This window comes from Photorhabdus kleinii, assembly GCF_025384885.1.
GTDB classification, from domain to species: Bacteria; Pseudomonadota; Gammaproteobacteria; order Enterobacterales; family Enterobacteriaceae; genus Photorhabdus; species Photorhabdus kayaii.
On sequence record NZ_JAJAFY010000020.1, the window covers coordinates 59823 to 80390 of the forward strand.

General features: G+C 40.2%; 18 protein-coding genes and 2 pseudogenes. 18 read left to right on the forward strand and 2 right to left on the reverse strand.

Annotated features, from left to right (window positions below; genetic code table 11):
- The first annotated feature begins 22 nt into the window (after positions 1-22).
- The 18 genes from LG003_RS11445 to LG003_RS11530 all read left to right on the forward strand — a co-directional run bounded on the left by LG003_RS11445 (position 23) and on the right by LG003_RS11530 (position 19748).
- Positions 23-2224, forward strand: a complete 2202-nt coding sequence (locus tag LG003_RS11445) for a hypothetical protein (RefSeq protein ID WP_262980762.1) — start codon at positions 23-25, stop codon at positions 2222-2224.
- Positions 2217-5147 carry a hypothetical protein gene (locus LG003_RS11450; RefSeq protein WP_262980763.1) on the forward strand — a complete coding sequence of 977 codons (2931 nt, stop codon included), beginning with the start codon at positions 2217-2219 and terminating at the stop codon, positions 5145-5147. Before LG003_RS11445 ends, LG003_RS11450 begins: the two co-directional genes overlap by 8 nt.
- A 55-nt stretch (positions 5148-5202) precedes the next feature.
- Positions 5203-6387 (forward strand): phage tail protein, encoded by a 1185-nt coding sequence (locus LG003_RS11455; protein ID WP_262980764.1) that lies wholly within the window; start codon positions 5203-5205, stop codon positions 6385-6387.
- Between the two features lie 63 nt (positions 6388-6450).
- On the forward strand, positions 6451-8010 hold the full coding sequence (locus LG003_RS11460; protein ID WP_262980765.1) for a contractile injection system tape measure protein: 1560 nt from the start codon (positions 6451-6453) through the stop codon (positions 8008-8010).
- A 9-nt stretch (positions 8011-8019) separates the two neighbouring features.
- Positions 8020-10119, forward strand: a complete 2100-nt coding sequence (locus LG003_RS11465) for an ATP-binding protein (protein WP_262980766.1) — start codon at positions 8020-8022, stop codon at positions 10117-10119.
- 24 nt (positions 10120-10143) lie between these two features.
- On the forward strand, positions 10144-11052 hold the full coding sequence (locus LG003_RS11470) for a DUF4255 domain-containing protein (RefSeq protein ID WP_262980767.1): 909 nt from the start codon (positions 10144-10146) through the stop codon (positions 11050-11052).
- 214 nt (positions 11053-11266) lie between these two features.
- Positions 11267-12382 carry a hypothetical protein gene (locus LG003_RS11475; RefSeq protein WP_262980768.1) on the forward strand — a complete coding sequence of 372 codons (1116 nt, stop codon included), beginning with the start codon at positions 11267-11269 and terminating at the stop codon, positions 12380-12382.
- Positions 12383-12804: 422 nt separating this feature from the next.
- Positions 12805-13299 (forward strand): recombinase family protein, encoded by a 495-nt coding sequence (locus LG003_RS11480; RefSeq protein ID WP_449301334.1) that lies wholly within the window; start codon positions 12805-12807, stop codon positions 13297-13299.
- Between the two features lie 12 nt (positions 13300-13311).
- Positions 13312-13629: a hypothetical protein gene (locus LG003_RS11485; protein WP_036848718.1), complete on the forward strand. Its 318-nt coding sequence runs from the start codon at positions 13312-13314 to the stop codon at positions 13627-13629.
- Between the two features lie 85 nt (positions 13630-13714).
- A complete protein-coding gene (locus LG003_RS11490) occupies positions 13715-13981 on the forward strand; it encodes a hypothetical protein (RefSeq protein ID WP_262980770.1) in 267 nt (88 codons plus the stop codon).
- Between the two features lie 385 nt (positions 13982-14366).
- The gene (locus LG003_RS11495) at positions 14367-14606 is read left to right on the forward strand and encodes a hypothetical protein (protein WP_262980771.1); all 240 of its coding nucleotides are present in this window, start codon (positions 14367-14369) and stop codon (positions 14604-14606) included.
- A 13-nt stretch (positions 14607-14619) separates the two neighbouring features.
- Positions 14620-15717, forward strand: coding sequence for a phage tail protein (locus LG003_RS11500; RefSeq protein ID WP_262980772.1), 1098 nt, complete (start codon positions 14620-14622; stop codon positions 15715-15717).
- Positions 15718-15781: 64 nt separating this feature from the next.
- Positions 15782-15973, forward strand: a complete 192-nt coding sequence (locus LG003_RS11505) for a hypothetical protein (RefSeq protein WP_262980773.1) — start codon at positions 15782-15784, stop codon at positions 15971-15973.
- 256 nt (positions 15974-16229) lie between these two features.
- Positions 16230-16838 carry a plasmid pRiA4b ORF-3 family protein gene (locus LG003_RS11510; protein ID WP_262980774.1) on the forward strand — a complete coding sequence of 203 codons (609 nt, stop codon included), beginning with the start codon at positions 16230-16232 and terminating at the stop codon, positions 16836-16838.
- A gap of 48 nt (positions 16839-16886) precedes the next feature.
- Complete coding sequence (locus tag LG003_RS11515; RefSeq protein WP_262980775.1) at positions 16887-17174, forward strand: recombinase family protein; 288 nt, start codon at positions 16887-16889, stop codon at positions 17172-17174.
- Positions 17092-17478, forward strand: coding sequence for a recombinase family protein (locus LG003_RS11520; RefSeq protein WP_262980776.1), 387 nt, complete (start codon positions 17092-17094; stop codon positions 17476-17478). Before LG003_RS11515 ends, LG003_RS11520 begins: the two co-directional genes overlap by 83 nt.
- Before the next feature lie 401 nt (positions 17479-17879).
- The gene (locus LG003_RS11525) at positions 17880-18917 is read left to right on the forward strand and encodes a hypothetical protein (RefSeq protein WP_262980777.1); all 1038 of its coding nucleotides are present in this window, start codon (positions 17880-17882) and stop codon (positions 18915-18917) included.
- 525 nt (positions 18918-19442) lie between these two features.
- Positions 19443-19748 (forward strand): hypothetical protein, encoded by a 306-nt coding sequence (locus tag LG003_RS11530; RefSeq protein ID WP_262980778.1) that lies wholly within the window; start codon positions 19443-19445, stop codon positions 19746-19748.
- A 475-nt stretch (positions 19749-20223) separates the two neighbouring features.
- Here LG003_RS11530 and LG003_RS11535 read toward each other — a convergent pair.
- Both LG003_RS11535 and LG003_RS11540 read right to left on the reverse strand, forming a co-directional pair.
- Positions 20224-20388, reverse strand: a pseudogene (locus LG003_RS11535) (IS30 family transposase); the annotation flags it as partial.
- 12 nt (positions 20389-20400) lie between these two features.
- Positions 20401-20568: pseudogene (locus LG003_RS11540) on the reverse strand (IS982 family transposase); the annotation flags it as partial.

Here is a 20568-nt window from a genome sequence, read left to right on the forward strand (position 1 = left end):
TCTGTGCCACACAGGTGATATTATGGAATTAACTGAGTTAAATAATACATTGTCAGACTTGATGCCGACGAACGGTTTTAAATTATATAATCGAACCAGTTTGCAATTACTCCAATATATTGAAGAGTACACCAAAATCATTCCCTTCAATCAGGGCAATAAACATTGGAATGACTTTTTCTTTATGGCGAATAATACGCCGGAGAAACTGGCTGAATTATATCAAGGGGAAATCGAAGCCAATGGGGAATTATTACCTCATCAAGCTTTTCTATTAGCGGTATTACGATTATTGGAAACACCAATCTCCTTATTGAATACCTTACCTGCGGCTCATCGCAATCTCTATTATCGGGCGCTTTTGGGGCTGTCCCCCCGCCCGGCACAACCCGATCAGGTTGCCTTGTCGGTGGAACTGAATTCAACCGTCACAGAGCAACTGCTCACTAAAGGCACCTTATTTGAAGCGGAGCAAGATGAACAAGGCAATGCCCTGCAATATGCGCTGGATGCCAATTTGCTGGCGAACCGTGGTTATATCAGTGACTTGTACTGGTTACGGAATAAAGAACAGCAGCAATGGGTTAGCGCGACCCCCTGGGATTTACAGGCACAGATAGCATTGCCATCTGATGGGATACGGTTATTCAGTGAAACGGATCAGGATAAATCTGTGCTGGACGGTGTGTTGATCACTTCCGCACAGTTGGCGATGGAAGAAGGAACAAGAAAGATAACTGTTACCTTTGAGAAAAATATTGATAGCCAAAATCTGGTGGCTCAAATCAGCAGTGGAAACCAATGGTTAACTTTACATGTTGATAAAAATAGAGATGAGGGAGATGAAAAAGAAGTCATCCTGACGCTTTCGGATAAAGAGCCGGCAATCAGTGCGCCAGAGGATCTGGATAACCTTGTTTTCACCCAGCCAGTACTCCGGCTACAGGGAAAAGACAGCCAGGCACTGCCCACGGTGACCGAACTCAAAGTGCAAGAAAAGGCCGTAGATGAAAACTCGTTCGAGACGTATCACATCACCCCCTTTGGTTATAGTCCCCAAATTGAGCCATTGGAAGCAAACCCCGCGTTATACCTCGGTATCACTGACGTCGAGCCGGGACAGACCTTATCGCTATATTGGAAATTAAAATCACCGCAGCAACCCGAAAAAGTTTCCTGGTATTACCTGAATCAAGAAAATCAATGGGCTGCATTGGATGCGTGGGTCAATGATGAAACCAAACATTTGTATCAGGATGGCACATGGCAGGTTGTTCTGCCCGCTGACGCCTCCAAACAGGCAACAAAGATGCCAGCGGGACGCTATTGGTTAAAGGCAATCGTGGTTATCCCCACACATAACGACTCATGGGGAAAAAGCCCTTGGTTATACGGCCTGATCTATAACGCCCTGACAGCAACATTGGTGAATGCCGATAACATCAGTCACAGCCATTTCTTAACGCCATTACCGGCAGGCACTATTCAGCGTCCGGTTGAACCCATCATTGTCGTGGCTTCAATCAGCCAGCCTTGGGCGTCATGGAATGGACGTGTACCGGAAACCGACAGCGCTTTTTTTGAACGGGGAGCTCAACACCTGTCCCACCGTAACCGAGCCTTAACTTGGGACAATATGGCGACACTGTTAAAAGAGCGTTATGTCAGCATCTTTGATGTTAAGTACCCAGGCAATGATGAACTCACCCGAGTACCGACATTGGAGGAACAGAAACTGACAATCATTCCTGCCAACCGATACAACGACAGCGATGACCCTTTGCGTCCGGTACTAAACCCGGCACGTCTGCAAGAAATGGCCGAGTGGTTACAGCAAAAAGCCTCTTCCTGGGCTGAGATTAAGATCAACAATCCCCAATATGTTGATGTGAACATTAATTACACGGTGGTTTTTAAACCGGATGTTAACAACGATTTTGGCTATCGCCAGCTACGGCAGCAACTCAGTGAGGCGTATATGCCCTGGAGCGTCGATGAGCAGCGACCCGTTATGTTGAATAACAGCATTAACTATTACCAGTTACTGGCGACCATTCAACAACAGCCTCTGGTTGAGCGGGTCACCTGTCTGACGCTGTGTCGGGCGGATGAGGCTAAAGGCAGTGATATCACCGTATCGGTGGAAGCCAAAGATAATGAGGTGCTGATTTTAGTCTGGGACGCAGACAATAAGCTGCAATGCCGAGGAAATAACGATGAATAATCAAGATGCACTGTTTCATAAAGTGAAAGACGATATTCACTTTGATACCTTGCTGGAACAAGCCCATCAGGTGGTTGGGCAACAGGCCGGAAAACTGTGGAGCGACACGGCGGAACACGACCCCGGCATCACCTTTCTGGAAGGACTCAGTTACGGTGTGTCAGATTTGGCTTACCGTCATACCCTTCCCCTGGCAGATTTACTGACTCCTGCCCCAGATAACCAGAACCAGCAAGACGGAATTTTTCCCGCAGAATTTGGTCCCCACAATACGCTGACTTGTGGGCCAATCACTACCGATGATTATCGGAAAGCGTTGCTGGACCTGCATAGCAGCGACTGTGACAAAAAAACTATTGACTGTGAAAAGAAAACTACTTTACAGGATAAAGAAGATTTTCTGTTCCGTAACGTACAACTGGTACGTGAACCAGAAACACAGCGCTATACCTATTGGTATGATGCAACCACGAGGGAATATAGCTTTGTCAGTAGTAAAGGTGCAACAGAGTTTACGCTGAGAGGCAATTACTGTCTCTATCTGGAACCCACCCGCCGTACGCAGGAGAACCTGACCGCAGCTACTCAGCAATTGACAGACTTTTTGACCCAAAACCGCAATATCGGGGAGTCAGTCAGTCAGATTACTTGGTCACAACCGGTTGATTTTCCGCTATTACTGGACATCGAACTGGATGATGATGTACAGGATGTCGCCGGTATTTTTGCGGCCGTCTATAGCACAGCAGAGCAGTATCTGATGCCTGAGGCACAGCGTTACCGCACTGAAACACTGCAAGATGCCGGAATGTACAATGATGAAATCTTTGAAGGGCCACAGTTGCAACATGGCTGGATCCCTGAATTGCCGACAGCCCGTGACTATACGCAACCGATCACCCTCAATCTTAGCCGGCTGGTTAATAAACTGCTTGAGATTAAGGGTATTCAGAATGTCAATCGCCTTCAGTTGGATGAAAGTGTTGATACAAAACTGATTAAGTCGGTTGAAGGGGATGCTTGGTCGTGGTCAATTGAAAAAGGCTATTACCCTCGCCTGTGGGGTCAAGATCCACTCCATCAATTGGCACAACATGATGGCCCGCTCAGGGTGATCGTCAAAGGCGGGATCAGCGTTACGGTTACTGAACAACAAATTCGGGACAGTTTGCCCAATCCTCTCCTGATTCAGAATCAACCTGTGGTATTGGCTTACGGTCGGCATCGCGATGTAGCTAGTTATTATCCCGTCAGCGATACGTTGCCTGCTTGCTATGAGTTACAACAACCCTTGTCTGAGAGTGAACATGACCAACGCCTGTTGTCACTTCATCAGTTTATGTTGCCATTTGAACAAATGCTGGCTTGTGGTTGCCAGCAAATTGCCATGCTGCCGAAATTGTTGGCTTTTGAGCGCGAGGGAGATGAAGTCTGGGGTGATCAGTGGCCGTTTAAGCCGGGTTCTGTCAATGATGAAGCCCATCAGGATTACGCCCCTGCATTAAAGGCACTGTTAAAACAGATCGCCCTCGATAGAGATCACGAACTGGATATCGTCAATTACCTGCTCGGCTATTTTGGCACTGAACGGGCACCAAGTACCTTTACCACCCCCATCGATGATTTTCTCACTGTGCAACAGGGCTATCTGGCTCAACAACCGACATTAACTTATCACCGTGCCAACATTCGAATTGATCAGGTTTCTTCGCTGCAAAAGCGCATTGCTGCCCGTATAGGGTTAGGCGGTGAGCTGTTTAAACCGAAGCCTGATCTGAGAAAACTGCCTTTTTATCTGGTGGAGCATCGGGCATTGCTGCCAATCAGGCCCAATAGCCAGTTTGATACAAAGCAGACGCCGGACTGTGTATATAAGGAAGAGAAAGAGGAAGAGGAAGAGAAAGAGAGCCAGACCAAACCGCCTTATCTGGTGATTAAGCAAGCCAGTATTAATGGCAAGCTGAGACAGGGGCAAGTGATCAATTTAATCCTCTGTGAAGGCGAACAGGGCAACACCCAATTTACAGTGCGTGGTCAGATGATAGTCAAAGCCGAGGAAGATCGGTTTTGGCTGGACGTGGGTAATAGTACGCAACTGGAATACAATCTGGAACGGATAATAGCCGCTGACAAAGCAAAAAAACTGTTCTGGCAAAACAGCGTGGTCTGGATGGAAGATATGAACTACCGTCTGGCCTACGATAGAGATCAATCCCTGAATGACCAGCCATTGCCTGACAACCAGCGGCGTCTGACCCGCACAGCACACACCCCCTTCCCGTCCCTGATTGCGGTAGGTGATGAAATTACCCTGACCAAACATTTAGGGGTAACAGGAGTTACACAGGAATATGCAGATGAATCAAAAAAGTTGTATGCAAAAGTTGTCAGCTTTGATCGCATCAAGGGTACCTTGATTATTGAACGTCAGAATAGTTCGACATTGACGTTCCCTGCTCCGGAAGAAGCCCGGCGATACAGTTGGTATTTTTCAGGTAAGGATTATGAAAAAACCGATCGTTTCTCATTTGTTATCAGCGTAGTAGTAAACAGTAAGTTAATTAACGACAAGCCCGGTGTTGATCCCTATAAACTAGAAGAATGGGTTAAAGAAACCATTCTTACCGAGTTTCCTGCCCATATTTCTATGATTATTCACTGGATGGATCGGGACGCATTTTCAAATTTCGGCATGACTTATCAACGTTGGCAAAATAATGGTGCACCTTTGGGTGATTCTGCCTATTCGATTCTGGAAAGCCTGACATTAGGTACATTACCTTCTGCTTTACAAGGCATAGGAACAATGCGAATTGCTACACCGCACCAAAGAGAGGAAGTTGTCGGTGAAAACAACGATGAGTGGAATACCAAAAAGATAATCCAGAATGAATTGTTCTATGTTCCGAAAGAGAACGAATAAGCAAAAATATCTACTAATCACAATTTTAGATTAAACATAGTTTATGGAGTTAGCCATGAAAGAAATTCGTTATTCTGTAAAAACACAAGAGCAACAAACATTAACTAACTCAAAAGGTATTGGGCCTGAGACTGATAAATTAAAAGATAAATTTAAAGACGGCAGTATTCCTTTACAAAAGGATTTTAATGATTTGATTGATATTGCGGATGTTGGTCGTAAAGCAACCGGGCAAGCACCGCAACAAAATGGACCAGGAGTAGGATTGAAGCTGGATGATAATGGTACGCTTAATTTAAAAATGGGCACGCTTGCTAGCCAAGACTTTTCGCCATTAATACTTGAAAAAGATATCTTATCCGTAGAGCTTGGTAGTGGTCTGATTAATAAAGACAACGGAATATGTGTTGGTCAAGGTAATGGTATTACTGTTAGTGGAAATGGAGTAGAAGTTAAGGCCAAGAATAATGGCAGTATTTCCGTTGACTCAGAGGGTATAGCTGTTAAATGTTGGGACGGGGGCGGTATTGTGGTAACTGATAATACTGGTCTTTATTTGAAATTAGAGGGAGGAAATCCAAGTAATGCCTGGAGCGGTGTAAGTGGTTTGAGCCTGAGTAAAAATGGTGTAAAAGTTAAAGCCGGTAACGGTATCACTGTTAATTCAAGCGGTGTCAGTATTGATCCTAACAAAGTACTTCCCAGAGGAATGATTGTGATGTTCTCTGGTAATAGTTCCCCTACAGGTTGGGCATTTTGTGATGGAGGAACTTATAATGGAGTTACAGTTCCAGATTTAAGAAGTCGTTTTGTCATGTGTGGTGAAACTATTTCTGAGACAGGAAAAAGCAGCAGTAAAGCCAGTGGGAGTGGTAATGGAAAAAATTTTTCCAAGAATACAACATCAACTCAAGTTTCTGTCACTGTTAATGTGCAAAATACAACGTTAACAGAATCACAAATACCTAGTCATCAACACATTGGGGGAATGGCTTATTATATGAATGTTGGAATGCAATATGAAACCTCTTTCGGTCCAGAGACATCGACAGACGTAATAAACAACAACCCTTCCTCCGTAGGAATGACTAAAGCCACTTCACCTCGTTACGCATACACATCAAAAACAGGCGAAGGGAAAGGACATAATCACCAAGCAACAGCCTCATCCCCTTCACATAGCCATAGCGTTGATGTAGTTCCGCCCTATTATTTATTAGCCTTTATTATGAAACTTTAATTCTATTTCACAAATACAGTTTTAAATTATTTATTATTTACTCATTACCAAGGATATATTGATATGAATTCGGAGCCAAATCTGTTAAACCGGATTACAATTACTATTGAAGCTAATAATCAACAGGTAGCTAAAAAAGTATTACATGGCTCCCTGCTTAATCAAACCAGTATAAATAAATTACTCAATTCATACTTTAATGAATATAACATTCATCATGATATCTCTTTAGAAACATTAACCCTCAATCTTGGTGAAATAAATTTTCATGATTTTAATTCACTGTTTCCTGCTCGCCTCAAGATGGAACTAAATAAAGCATTCAGCCAATATCAGATAAACAACCATAAGGAAGAAATTCTACTAAATAAAACAATATCAAATCAAATCACCGATAAGCCTTCTATATCTGGCGATAACAATTTAATTAATACAGAGAATTTCATTCACTCTTTATATCAGAAACATTCCCCATTAAACCTAACGGAGTCAATAGAAGATAATAGAAATAACGACATCAAAAAATTAATAAATCAATTAACACAAATAGAAAACAAATCCGCGTTATTATTAGCAAAAAGCTGTTTGTCCGAACAGAGTTTAAAACGACTCTTGGCTATCAGACAACCCGCTTTATTAAGCGCCATCAATCGCAGATTATCGGAAAACACCAACGAACCACAATATCAGGAGGAACCAGTCTCACCCGGGCAACTGATACTCAATGCATTGAGATATATACAACGGCATAATACACAGAACATCCCCAAACCTGATACAAAAGTGATATCTCATATCACAACCGAGCTAAATAAAATTTCACAACATGATGAACCTATTATGACATTATTTCGTCAAGCTGTAACTCACCACTCCCCGTTAAATAAGTGGCTAAAACAGCTCTGGCAAACAATTCCTATTTCACAACTCTGTAAAAAACATCTATCAGTTCAAGAATACCAATATCTATCGGAACACTTTATTTCAAATAAAGCAGATAAAAATAGATCCAATTCAGAATCAGCACCGGATATATCCGTTACAGGAGTCAATAACCGAAGCCAACTTCGAACTATCAACAAGTCACATTCTAAATCCGTTTTATTGCCTGAAAAAACCACCCTATATCAAGTCAGTAACACCGGAATATTAATTTTATGGCCGATGCTACCAGCACTATTTAATCAGCTTGGTTTACTTGAGGAACAAAAATTTATCCATCGTCAGGCCCAGTTTAGTGCCGTCAATTTCCTTGACTACCTGATTTGGGAAACCGAAGAAACACCAACAGAACGAAAAATGTTGAATAACGTTCTATGTGGGTTAATGGCTGATGAAAATAGTGAATCAATCTCTATTGAACCAGAAAAACAATTAATAACCACACAATGGCTGGATGCTATTATCACCCAACTTCCTGCCTGGAAAAAATTAAGCCACAATGACGTCCGCCAATTATTCTTACAACGTCCGGGTGAATTGCGAATCAATGAACAGGAAATCAATATTACAATACAACAACAACCATTCGACGCATTATTGGCCGATTGGCTGTGGCCATTAAATATCGCCAAACTTCCCTGGCTGGATCGACCTTTAAAGATTGACTGGCAAAACATTTAAAAGGTTTATATGGACTACCTACTGACAAATAACCACGGTGAACTTCAACCGATAACCCCTGAATTACGCTGGCTTTATTCTCATCTGGAACGTATTGACCTGCGATTGCAGCACTATTATTACCAGAAAAGTGACAGGTACGATTCATTACCGGAAAGTTTTTTACTTACCGAAGATGAAGTAGAACAACGTCTGGCAGAACCATTCGGTGTTCCTCATTGGCTACCTAAAGCAGATAATATTATTCACTGCTCAGAAACAACCGAGGAAAACCCTACCTTTGATCCATTATCACTCTTAATCGAACGTTTTGAACTGACTGAATTTGAACGTAATGCTTTACTGTTAGGTTTATTACCCCATTTTGACAGTCGTTATCATGCGTTATTTGCCGCTCTAAATGGTAACAGTAAAAAACAGTGGCCTAGTTTTGCTTTAGCAATTGAATTATTTAGCCAGCGTCAAAGTGATTGGCAATTACTGCAAAACAGCTTGTTACCACAAACACCATTAATTAGCAGCCACCTATTACAGCTCAATAACCACCAAGAATCTGTCTGGTTACAAACGCAATTTTTAACCCACAGTGCTGTCTGGCATTTTTTATCAGGCCAGCGGGTTATTTTACCTCCTCTAACAACCTGCGCTTATTGGAGTATCCCTGTCTCACAAAATTGGTATCCACAAACTGTTTTTCATTCACTTGGAAAAATCTTATTGAATAAAACCGACGAGATTCTTCCACTGGTAATACTTAGAGGAAAACAGGACAGTGCCAGAGAATTAGCAGTAAGCAATATTATGGCTTCTCATGATATCAATACGTTAACTCTTGATTTAGCCCGTCTGCCAGATGATGAAAACCCAACTGAAATAGCTAACTTGCTGGCAAATGCAATACGGGAAGCCCGTCTACACGATGCCTGTTTATTAATCAGCAACTTCTCTTTATTGATACAAGAAAAGAAAACATGGCATAACGAATTATCCACCCTACTCAATCAGCCTAAATTACGCATAATTTGCCTGGCAGAACCACAAGATTCATTAGTATGGATTAAACACCTGCCGATGGTACAAATTAATATGCCAGCACTTACTCTGGCGGATAAAAAAAACATGTTACAAGCGAACTTACCGAATACTGTTGCTCAGAAAATAAATATGACTCAATTATGTCAACGTTTTTCATTTACAGCAGAAACATTACCGTTCATTCTTAAAGAAGCATATCAATACCAAATACTCCGACAACCGGAAGGTCAATTGGAAGAAACCGATCTACGTAAAGCATTAAGTTTCCGTGCTCAACAGAATTTCGGTAAATTAGCCCAACGAATCACCCCAAAACGCAATTTTAATGATTTAGTGATTTCAGATACATTGGCACAACAGTTAAAAGAAATCATTGCGGCCATTCATTACCGTGACCAAATTCTAAGCGCTGGATTTCAGGAAAAAATCAGCTACGGCACCGGTATTAGTGCATTATTTTACGGTGAATCAGGTACCGGCAAAACAATGGCCGCAGAAGTGATTACCGGGTATCTTGGCGTCGATTTAATTAAAGTAGATCTCTCAATCGTAGTGAACAAATATATTGGCGAAACGGAAAAAAATATCTCACGCATTTTCGATTTAGCCGAGGCGGATTCCGGGGTACTATTTTTCGACGAAGCCGATGCCCTATTTGGCAAACGCAGTGAAACCAAAGATGCCCAAGACAGACACGCTAATATTGAAGTTTCTTATTTATTACAACGGCTGGAGGATTATCCAGGATTAGTCATTTTAGCCACCAATAACCGCAGCCATTTGGACAGCGCGTTTAATCGCCGTTTTACCTTTATCACCCGTTTTACTTATCCCGATGAAGCATTACGTGAAAAAATGTGGCAAAAAATTTGGCCCGAACAACTGATATTATCCAATGAAATTGATTTTGAACATCTGGCTAAACGGTCTGATTTAACCGGAGCAAACATTAGAAATATTGCCTTATTATCATCGATATTAGCCGCGGATGATAACAATGGACAAATCGCAAATAGGCACATAGAGCGAGCAGTGATACTTGAATTAAATAAAACCGGCCGATTGGCTTTCTAAATACTCAGTGGGATTGGAGTCAACATGACAACTATAATTGCTTCTGACAATATCATTATTGAAGTGAATAAAGCATTAAATGCCATTTTATCGCAATATTTACAGATACCAGGTTCACAAATTGATATTCGCTTTGATCTACCGGAAATTAATTCAACCCAATCGGAACCGACGGTGAGTGTATTTCTGTATGATATACACGAAGATCTACAATTACGTACTGCTGAACCAAGGCGTTATAATCCTGCAACCAGCATATTATTACCAGGATGGGTTAATATCAATTGTAACTATTTAATCACCTACTGGGATGCTAATAAACCCTCAAGTGACAGCTCCAGCCCAGATAGCCAACCGGATAATCAGGCGGCACAAGTGATGACACGGGTTTTGAATGCATTAATAAATAATCGCCAATTAACTGGTATTCCCGGTGCCTATACGCGCGTTATTCCACAACAGGAGAATTTAAACAGCCTGGGTAATTTTTGGCAGGCTCTGGGTAATCGTCCACAACTCTCATTATTATATTCCATTACTGTACCGATGAAGATGAAGCTTAAAGATATTGAAAACAGTGTAATACCAATCAACCAAATATCCGCTTCTGTAGATCAAAAATCAAGTTTGGACAGTGCACAAATAAACCAGGCACTGGCAGATAAATTGTATGCTGATTTAGGTGGCACCGAAGATGTGCGTCTTGCCCTTATTAAAGTCAATCTGGCAACCCAATTCACTACAGAAAACAATGATGACCAGGAAAACAAAAACGTTATTCTTGAAGTTTCTGGTATGACCAGCTCAACTTATTCACAGAAAATAAAAGATAATGTTTCAGAGTGGAAAAACAATCAAAGTGCAATTATTGAAATAAATGGCATAGGAATTATTATATCTGAAGAAAATTACGATCAATTAATTGAGATTTAAGATTTTTATTTATTAAACCAAAATGAAAAATCACTATTAGGGATCTTGGAAACATATTTAAAGCAATTAATTAAAGTATTTCCAATGCCAAATCAACAAGTTAAAATATATAGAATTATGATGTATAATAAAATTATTTCATTAGAGATAATCCATAACCATACTGTTTATCTGAAATATATTTCTTACTTCAAACTAATAGGTAGGTAATAATATGGAACATAAATATAAAAGAAAAACAAAGCAAAAAACATCCCCATTACAGTCAAAGAATACGACTAATAATGAAAGCAGTTCATTAGAATTAGAACCCAATACAGCGCCAAGAAACAAGGAAGCTAACCATATCACGGAAGAAACCAATTCGAATAAGAGTACTTCCGTAAATCATAATAAATTACCTGCTGACACTCAGCTATATCAGATAGCTATGCTGGGTAGCCATGATGCAGGGACCTATGCCTACAGCAGAGAAATAAATGGAACAGCCAGTAGTTTAGGGGCGGTATTCCCCTTTGCATTTAAAACCCAAAATAAGAATTTGAAAAAGCAGGCAGAAGCGGGGGCGAGATACTTCGATATTCGCGTAGCGCGGAACAAAAATAAACCAGACTCATTTAGCTTTTTCCATGGCCCCAGTATTGCGGCCGGCAATGCCGAAGATGATGTTAAGGAATTATTGAATCATGCAGCAAAAGATACCAATAATTTTTATCTCATCAAATTTGTATTTAAAGGAGAGAAAAAGGAAAATAACACCACTTCTGGAAAGCCAGATTCAGATATATTTTTGGAGAAAATACTCAACGGTCACCATGCTAATATTATTAAGAAGGGTGATATATCCAGTGATAAAAATCTTTTAGGCAAAGCAACGGTTGATTTATTGAGTAAAGGAAAAAACATCGGGATTATGGTGCATGGTTATAGCCGAACTGAATCAGAATTATATTGGGTCTACAACGATCAAGTTAAACCAGGAGGGTGGGCTAATCAAGCGAACGCAAGGGCTACAACCAATTTCTTGCTTAATCGTGATAAAGAACTAGAACCTCAGCATGAAAATAAACTTAATGTTATTCAGACGAACATGCCAGTGGCTTCTATTGGACGTGGGCAATTGACTTTAGGGGTAAAAAGTTATCTATTCAGAAATACTACCGTTTTGGCCGAGGCGGTTAAGGAGCTCCGTCATGCTGGAATAATCAGTGCGGATTATATCGGTGACACTCGTAGTGCAACCTCGAAATTTCTAGAGACAATTGAAGAAAATAATCGACGCCTCATAAAACCAGGGCAAGATCACGAACATTTATTAACCACTAAATGATTAATAAACACACTGAAATTGATTGATTAATAAACTTTATTGGGCATTAATTGGCCTTATCTGTTCAAGGCTTGGTCAAAATGAATGATAAATGCATACTCATGCTCTCGCCCTGCTCATAAAACAGGATCTTTAGCGCCAACCGGTTATTTTAGCCAGAAAAAAGGCTTTATTTATGATCTGATAATTGTCGCCAAACAAAATACCGAGAGCAGAGAATAAAGCCGATGACAATTATCTCCACAAAACCTTAGTTAATGCCATTCTTCAGTGACGTTTTTCTTGAAAAAACCGCCCGCCGATGTGGCTTTATGGAGCAGCTCTGGAATATTGGGCCACCGTCTCTGGTTCTCAGTTTGATTGCTGCACTGAGCAAAGGAAACTGTACCTCCATCGCTGACCTGCATCGGCAGTTTAACGGCATGTGCCTGAGTGAAAAACAAACTGTTACCAGCAGGTTGGAAAAAAGCAGATATGGATTGGATCAGGCACTAGCCGCAGTGCGACACGGTGATACGCTGGTTGTCACAAAATTGGATCGACTGGCACGTTCTGTACCGGATGCGCGTGACATTGCAGATTCATTACAGGCGAGAGGCATCAAATTGGCTCTGGGCCAGAGTATTTATGACCCGACAGACCCACTGGGGAAAATGGTTTTTAATGTGGCGGCCACCTTTGCGGAATTCGAAGGTGATTTGATACGCCTGAGAACGAAAGAAGGCATGGCGATAGCCCGTGCGAAAGGAAAACTACGGGGAAAACAGCCTAAATTGTCTAACAAGCAACAGAAAGAATTGTGCAGGATGCACAGGACGGGAGAGTATTCGATCAGTAATTTGACCGAGCTTTTTTCAGTATCAAGACCCAAGGTTTATCGGACACTGACCCGCAGCAGAACAGAAAATAATAGCTAACGAGAATTGGTCATGAGGAATCAACAGCTAAAAAAAATCCGGCAAGAACTTGATACATTGGGACTCATTGAAAAAGATCCGGATGTGGTAGGTTATATATTATTTAATAGAACCCGTAATACGCATAGCAACCGATTTGCGACGATGGATGAAAATGAGTTTGGCATGGCGATATATGCCAATGATATTGACGGGACCTATTTAGCACCCTCACGACTTGATGAGTTAATAAATATTGATTTTTTACCGATATCAGATCAGACCAATATTACTGTTATTTCGGTCATTGAGAATCCATTATTTGGATTAATGCTGAAAAAACAAGAGTAAACTTAAGGTGACGGAAATTTCGGCGGTTCCGGCTTACCAATGGTATTCGGTTAAGGAAACAACGATGTGATAAAATAGGGTTTAAATGATATTCAGAATACAGGAAGGTAATAGAAATAAAGTGGTTAGAGAATTTTCTGACAGTCATTACGATGATGCGATTGTGACTTATGTTCCCTCTGAGGCGGTAAAATCAGACCTTAGAAAAAGAAAACTACTTTCAGCATTCCCTGCTATAACGTTACGGCTAATAAAGTATTTTCATGAAGATGTTGAATCTTTAACCCATCAAGACCATTTTAAAGTCGAAGACTTCGGTGATTTATATAATCAGCGATGGGAAATAGAATAATTATATAAATTATCCAAATCAATATTATGTGTTGAAGATTTCCATTCACATAATGAAAAAGGGGTCAACCAAGAACTTCAGGCACATATTTTATTACTTAACCTGGCAAGAATATTAGGAAATGATTGTTATCACAAAGACGATGAGGGCAAGGGTATCAATGACAAGGATAATAGGGATAATGAACGGAAACTGAACTTTAAAAACTGTTTATTTTTTATTGTCAAACACCTCCCTCTGATCATTCAAAGTAGGTTAAAAAAGCATTTTAAATCATTTTATTACCTACTTCACAAGTATATAACAAAGATGACCCAACGGGTGAGACCAGGACGACACTATCCACGAAAATCGATGAAACCCCGAACACGATGGAACTCTTTTGATGCGCCGGCAAGATCTTAACGAATGCCATTGTCCGGCTTACAACCCTATGCAGATGTTGACATTAGACCACCTGCCTGTCACTCAATTGGACATAGGTCTGATGTGCATTGCCACCGAGGCACAGCGCACTGAGGTCGTAGGTAGTGATGGCAGTCAGTGGAACACCGATGTCATCCTGAGAGAAGAGCTGTTTTACGTCCCGCAAGACGTTCCAACCACCCTTGAACATAACGACTAATCCGGAGAGAAAAATGACTGATAAAACCCCTCAGAAAAAGGCAGAAAACACGATGAATAACCCGGCAGAATTACCAAAAACAACGGACACGAAAAGTGACAGCGGGCCACAAAGTAACGCCTTAACTCAAGCCAATGAGCTGAAAGAACGCTTTAAGGCGGGCAGCATTCCACTACAGACGGATTTTGCGAATTTGATTGATATGGCCAATATTGGCCTTCAGGCTGTGGGGGGCGCAGAAGGCCAAACGGGTCCGGCAAATGGTTTTACACTCTCAACTACGGGGCGTCTGGAATTAAAACCCAAGGAAGGAAAGGGGATTAGTGTTGACCAGGATGGTGTTGCTGTCAAGATCGATGAAACTAAGGGCGTGCAAGTAAGTGGTTCCGGTATTGGCGTAAAACTTTATCCTGACTGGGGGCTTGAGCACGATAACTTAGGGATTTGGGTCAAAGTAAATAAAAATAAAGGGGTGTCGGTTGATAAAGATGGCGTGCAGGTTATTTCTGGTAATGGCATTCAAATTAATACGCGAGGCGTGAGTATCAAGCTTGCCGATAATAGTGGTTTGAGTGCGGATGAGACGAATGGTTTGAAGATAGTGCCTGAACAAACCTTCCAGAAAGGCATGGTTATGATGTTTTCTGGTACCAGTATCCCTTCAGGCTGGGCATTATGCGATGGTAGTTATGGAACTCCTAACTTGATTGATCGCTTCATTATTGGAGGTAAAGGCAATGAGGTGGGTAAAACAGGTGGGCAAAGTTTAACAGGGAGTGGGAGTAATAAAACTTACACTGTTAATACGAATTTCGTTTCTGCTGGAAAAATAAGTGTCATTATTTCTGGAACGGCTTTAGAAGCAAAACATATCCCCCCCCATACACACAATGTGCAGTATACATGGAATAAAGATAGTGGGGTGGGGGGTCGCACCGTATTTTCTGTCGCAAATGAAGACAAAACTATAGACAGAAGAGAGCTTATCGATGCTTATGGTAACCCGGCTGAAAAGCATACACATACCAACACTGCCACTCAGGGAGTGCATGGTCATACTATAAATAGCCTACCAGCGTATTATATTCTAGCTTTTATTATGAAATTGTAGTTTGCGAACATTCAACTTCGTAACTTATTTTACTCCTGACCCTATATGTCCAAGGTGTAATGCGATGATGATAAATATCAATGTCGGTAAGGTTCTTTTTAATATTAGGTTGCCCTGCAAAAGACGAGGTGAGAAAATATTGTCATCACCTTTGCTCAACGCCGAACAGATTAAAGATGCACTGAGGCTGGCGGCGCAAGCGACCGTTATTTCTGGCGAAATAAGCGGGGATAAATGGGTAATGCTTGTCAGTTAAGATAATTATGAATGCCGTAACGGATATCGTTGCGGCTTTTTTTTCACTGCCCGTAGGTAATGCCTTTCCCTTCTTACTGGCAGCACAAAGCTTTTAGACATATCAAGCAACTGAGACATAAACTGAGGTATTTTTCCAGAAGAGACTCGGGGTAATAGGCTCAACTGACCTGTAACGAGACCATGAAATACTGTGAGGTATTCCTTTCATCACTTAATATGGAGGTTTTCACTTCCATCATGAGGAAAGGACAATTATGCCTGTATATCAGGTCAAAGCTGCTATTCGAAATATCAGCCCCATGATCTGGCGACGTTTTCGAATACAAAGTGATATGTCATTAGGCGCTTTTCATTTTCTGCTGCAATTTGCTTTTGGCTGGGATAATGATCATCTCCATACTTTTCATATCCACGGCAAAGATTATGGTATCTGCTATGAAGGTGGCCTCAACTTTTATGATAACCCCTGGGCGGTTTCACTGGCCTCTTTTCAATTCGAAAACCGTGATAAATTCACCTATGAGTATAATTTTTTCCGGCATGGGTTACTGGATATCCGTATCGAAGCGATTGAACCTAATTCAAATAAAAGTACGCCATTCTGTATTAGTGGGCAAGGTATGCCTGACACCACCCAATATGATGAAACAGAAGCGACAATTAAACTCCTGGAAGCCCTGGTTGAGAGTGATGACGAGACCACGTTTGGCGACATTCAAGAACTTATCGATGAATTCAATCGCGCCAGATTTAATCGCCACCGGCTCAATCGGTTATTAAAAAACTTGGGATCCCTAAAGGTGTACTTTTACGTAAAGAAAGATCCCGACTTCAAAATGGTCTCTAAAGGTAGGATAAAGTAAGGTTTAGAGAATATTACAAAAACCTTTATGACCTTTATGGATTATTTCATGATTTATGCTTACATACGCGTCAGCTCGGCAGAACAAAATTCAGCCCGACAAGAAATAGCCATTCAAGATGCCGGTTATGAGATAAAAACTGTTTTTACCGAGGTAGCCAGCGGCAAAGATACGTATCGTCCAAAACTCCAACAATTATTGGCTCTATTCGCGCAGGGAGATACGCTGGTTGTTCATTCAGAATATGATGGATATGTGCCAGTTAACACTGCAACTGAAGCAACAAGGTGTTTCACTTATTTTTATCAAGGAAAACATTCATTTTTCTGCGACTGAGAATAGCCCGTTACAAGAGTTGCAACTCCATATGATGTCCGCATTCAGCCAGTTTGAGCGGGCACTCATCAGAGAGCGTCAGGCTGAGGGGATTGCCGCTAAAAAAAGACGGGGAGAAAAAACAAAATGGTATTTATGGCATGGTAACGTAGAAAAGGCGCTTGACCAACTCGATAATTGCTTGTGCCTTTGTGATGACGCGGAAACTCACAATAAAAATAGCAAAAAAATGGGGCGCTACTTAGATGAAATGATGACTTATATTGAGAATCTACCATCTCAAAAGAGGATTCTGAAAAATTGATCGGAATTTAAAACCATTTTTTAATCATTATATACCTAATAGATTGCGAGTTGCAGCGCGGCGGCAAATGAATGAATCCCCAGGAGCATAGATAACGATGTGACTGGGGTGAGTGAAAGCAGCCAACAAAGCAGCAGCTTGAAAGATGAAGGGTATAGAAATTATGATTAATAGTATTAATAAACAGGTATTAAAATTTTCCTCACAAAACAGAAATGAATAATTAAATAAGGTTTTATAATAGTGCCACACTTATTTTTTTACCTTCCCGATTTTTGCTGCGATGAAAATATATAATGTAAACTACTCAACCCAACAATTGACAGAAGAACGTGCGGTATGAATGATTTTTCCAACATAAATTACTAATATATTTCCTAAAAAAACTAATAGGTGATACTATGGTCAAAAAATATAGTAAACAAGAAAAGCAAAAAAAACGCTCATCTCAATCGGATAATACTGTTGAACACGATGAAGAAAATATGCTAGATAATGAAGAAATCATGAATGAAATTGGTGCAGCGGCAGTAAATAGTCAAAAAATGACCGTCCAAGATTTTCTTAAACTTCATAAAGATAATATTGGGGCACATGGATTTAGGAAAAATGAAGCAGATCGTTTATTTAGTAATGAAAATGAAATTCCACGCTATTACAACAAAGCAAAAAAAGACGGGAAAAGACCCTATTTAACCTCTGAACATACAATATTGAATAGCATACTTATCAATAATTCGCCCAGAGGAGAAGATGACATAAGTAAAGTACTAGAATCATTTGGACATGCTTATCAAGAGCTCGATGAAAATCATAGAGCTCATACTGGAAGTAATAAAACCGAACCAGATAGTAAAAATAAAGAAAAGGTGAGAGAGTATAACGCATACAGTTCCGAACAAGCCAGTTTGTTATCAAAAGGAAAGACTGCTTTAGCTATTCAGTTGAATCAAATTTACTATAGAGGATTGGACAGCTATCAAGACACCAGGAAGAATAATGAAAAATATAATGAAATGGCAGACGACTCATTTTTTTATTCAATAAGTAAAAAGGATCATTATGCTCATTTGAGTGGAGAAGATGAAGTCACTATAGTCACTATTTCACCATTAGATAAACTAGAATTAGCAATATCACGATTAATGGTTATTTTAGATAGAGTACCAACCAACAGAGAATTAAGAGATATAGTTAATAAATACAATCTGACTGTTCCTGCCGGATATTTTCCATTTATTAATCATCCTGGATTTGATGATATGAACATTTTTGATACTACACCACGAATATCACCAGCTGAAACACCATTATCTCAAGAAGAGATACAAGCTCGTATTAAAAAAGGAAAGAAAAAAAGAAGTGAAGATAAAAACAAAAAAAACAAAAAAAACAAAAAGAATAAGAATAAGAATAAGAAAAGCAATAGTAAAAAATAGAATCAAATAGTCATATTATTGGGGAATGGTACAAGTCACTCCCCAATAATATTTTCAATAAAAAAGACAATATTTAAAGTAATGCTTTTGTCTGAGCACTGCCCGGGTTCACTCTTTATGGCAAAAAATGGCAAATAACATAGCCCTATTAGGACAGGCAGTTAATAACCATACCTCTTTAATAAACTTACCCGCTCTTAATTAATCAAACCATCAAGAGAGAGAAAAACAACTTGCATAAAATAACTTCTTTTGGTAGCTATAATTAAGAACACTAATATCAACAATGAGGGCAAACTGAATGACTAAATTAATTCTTACACTGTCTATTATCCTTGGTCTTACCGGGTGTGTTTCGCAGAAACAACCACTTTCTCTTGATTACATCGCAGGTAATGAAACATTTCATTTATACCCTATGGATTTCAAGATGCATCGCGACGGCAAGGGAGTGAATCCCCGGGAGCATAGCGAACTATGTGACCGGAGTGAGCGAGTGCAGCCAACAAAGAGGCAACTTGAAAGATGACGGGTATATCCAAACCTTGCGTAGAACAAGCTCTTCCTGTAGAAGAAATCGGTGATGATTTAACTGTGAACTCTAATAACATTTTTATTAAAGTTAAGAAAAGGCTGAATTGTAGTGACCAGTTCAAACTTTTTTTAGCAAGAAACTTAGGGAAAGAGCTGTTTATTTACTTTGACGGTAAGCCAGTCATAAAAACCAGACTTGTTTCTATGATTCATCCAGAAGAAGGCTTCCATCAAGCAGTAAAATCGAAATCATTGTCTGATGAAATTCTTAGAGCCTTGAATTATCGGAAACTGTGAAACTAGCAAAAGTACAGTACTGAGTAACCAGAAAATTAATGGTAAGAAATTGGCTGGAGATACCAGTTTAACTGCCGGGAATATGGGAAAATTAGTGAACATTGCCGTTAGACGTTCAAGTCCTAATGCCAAAGGATTTGGTGTGGAACATCAACTAGAGAGAGTTACAGGAAAGGATGGAAGATGGCGAACAACAACTATATAAGGGATAATTGTGTCGCTATTGGCGACTAAAAAATTTAGTAGCCTTGGAAACTATTCGAATCTGTTGTTGTCTTACTGATTGACTATATAAATTTCACTTGATTCGTAGAAATGAAGCTTCGTTATTAATATTCAATTAGAGGAAGAAAAAATTATGGCAATACCAGCTTATCGCTGAATTAAGTACAATGATACCTATTCCTGGCTCATCATTCAAAGCATATGGAACAATCAAAGTGAACGGTAGATTCACATAATAAGTGCAACATCGTTAATCTGGAAGTAAACATGTTCGTATACCCTTAAATAATTCATTCGGTGTCTTCCCACCCCGTGTTTTTCGGGGGCGATGATTTAATCTGTTTACCACAAAATTTATTTCCTGATCAGAGACTTCATTAAAATCAGTTCCCTTTGGAAAGTATTGTCTAATTAACCTGAGTTCTGGTTAAGCCGTCACTAATATGTCCATTTCTGAGCGGGAGATATTCAGTGACGGTTTGTTCTCTTTGAAACAATAAGCGATTAGCCCTCCTAACACATTCAACATGAATCCCTGTAGACTACGGTGTCGTGAGTGCTCTATCTGAGAAATATTTTTAAGCTGATCCATGAC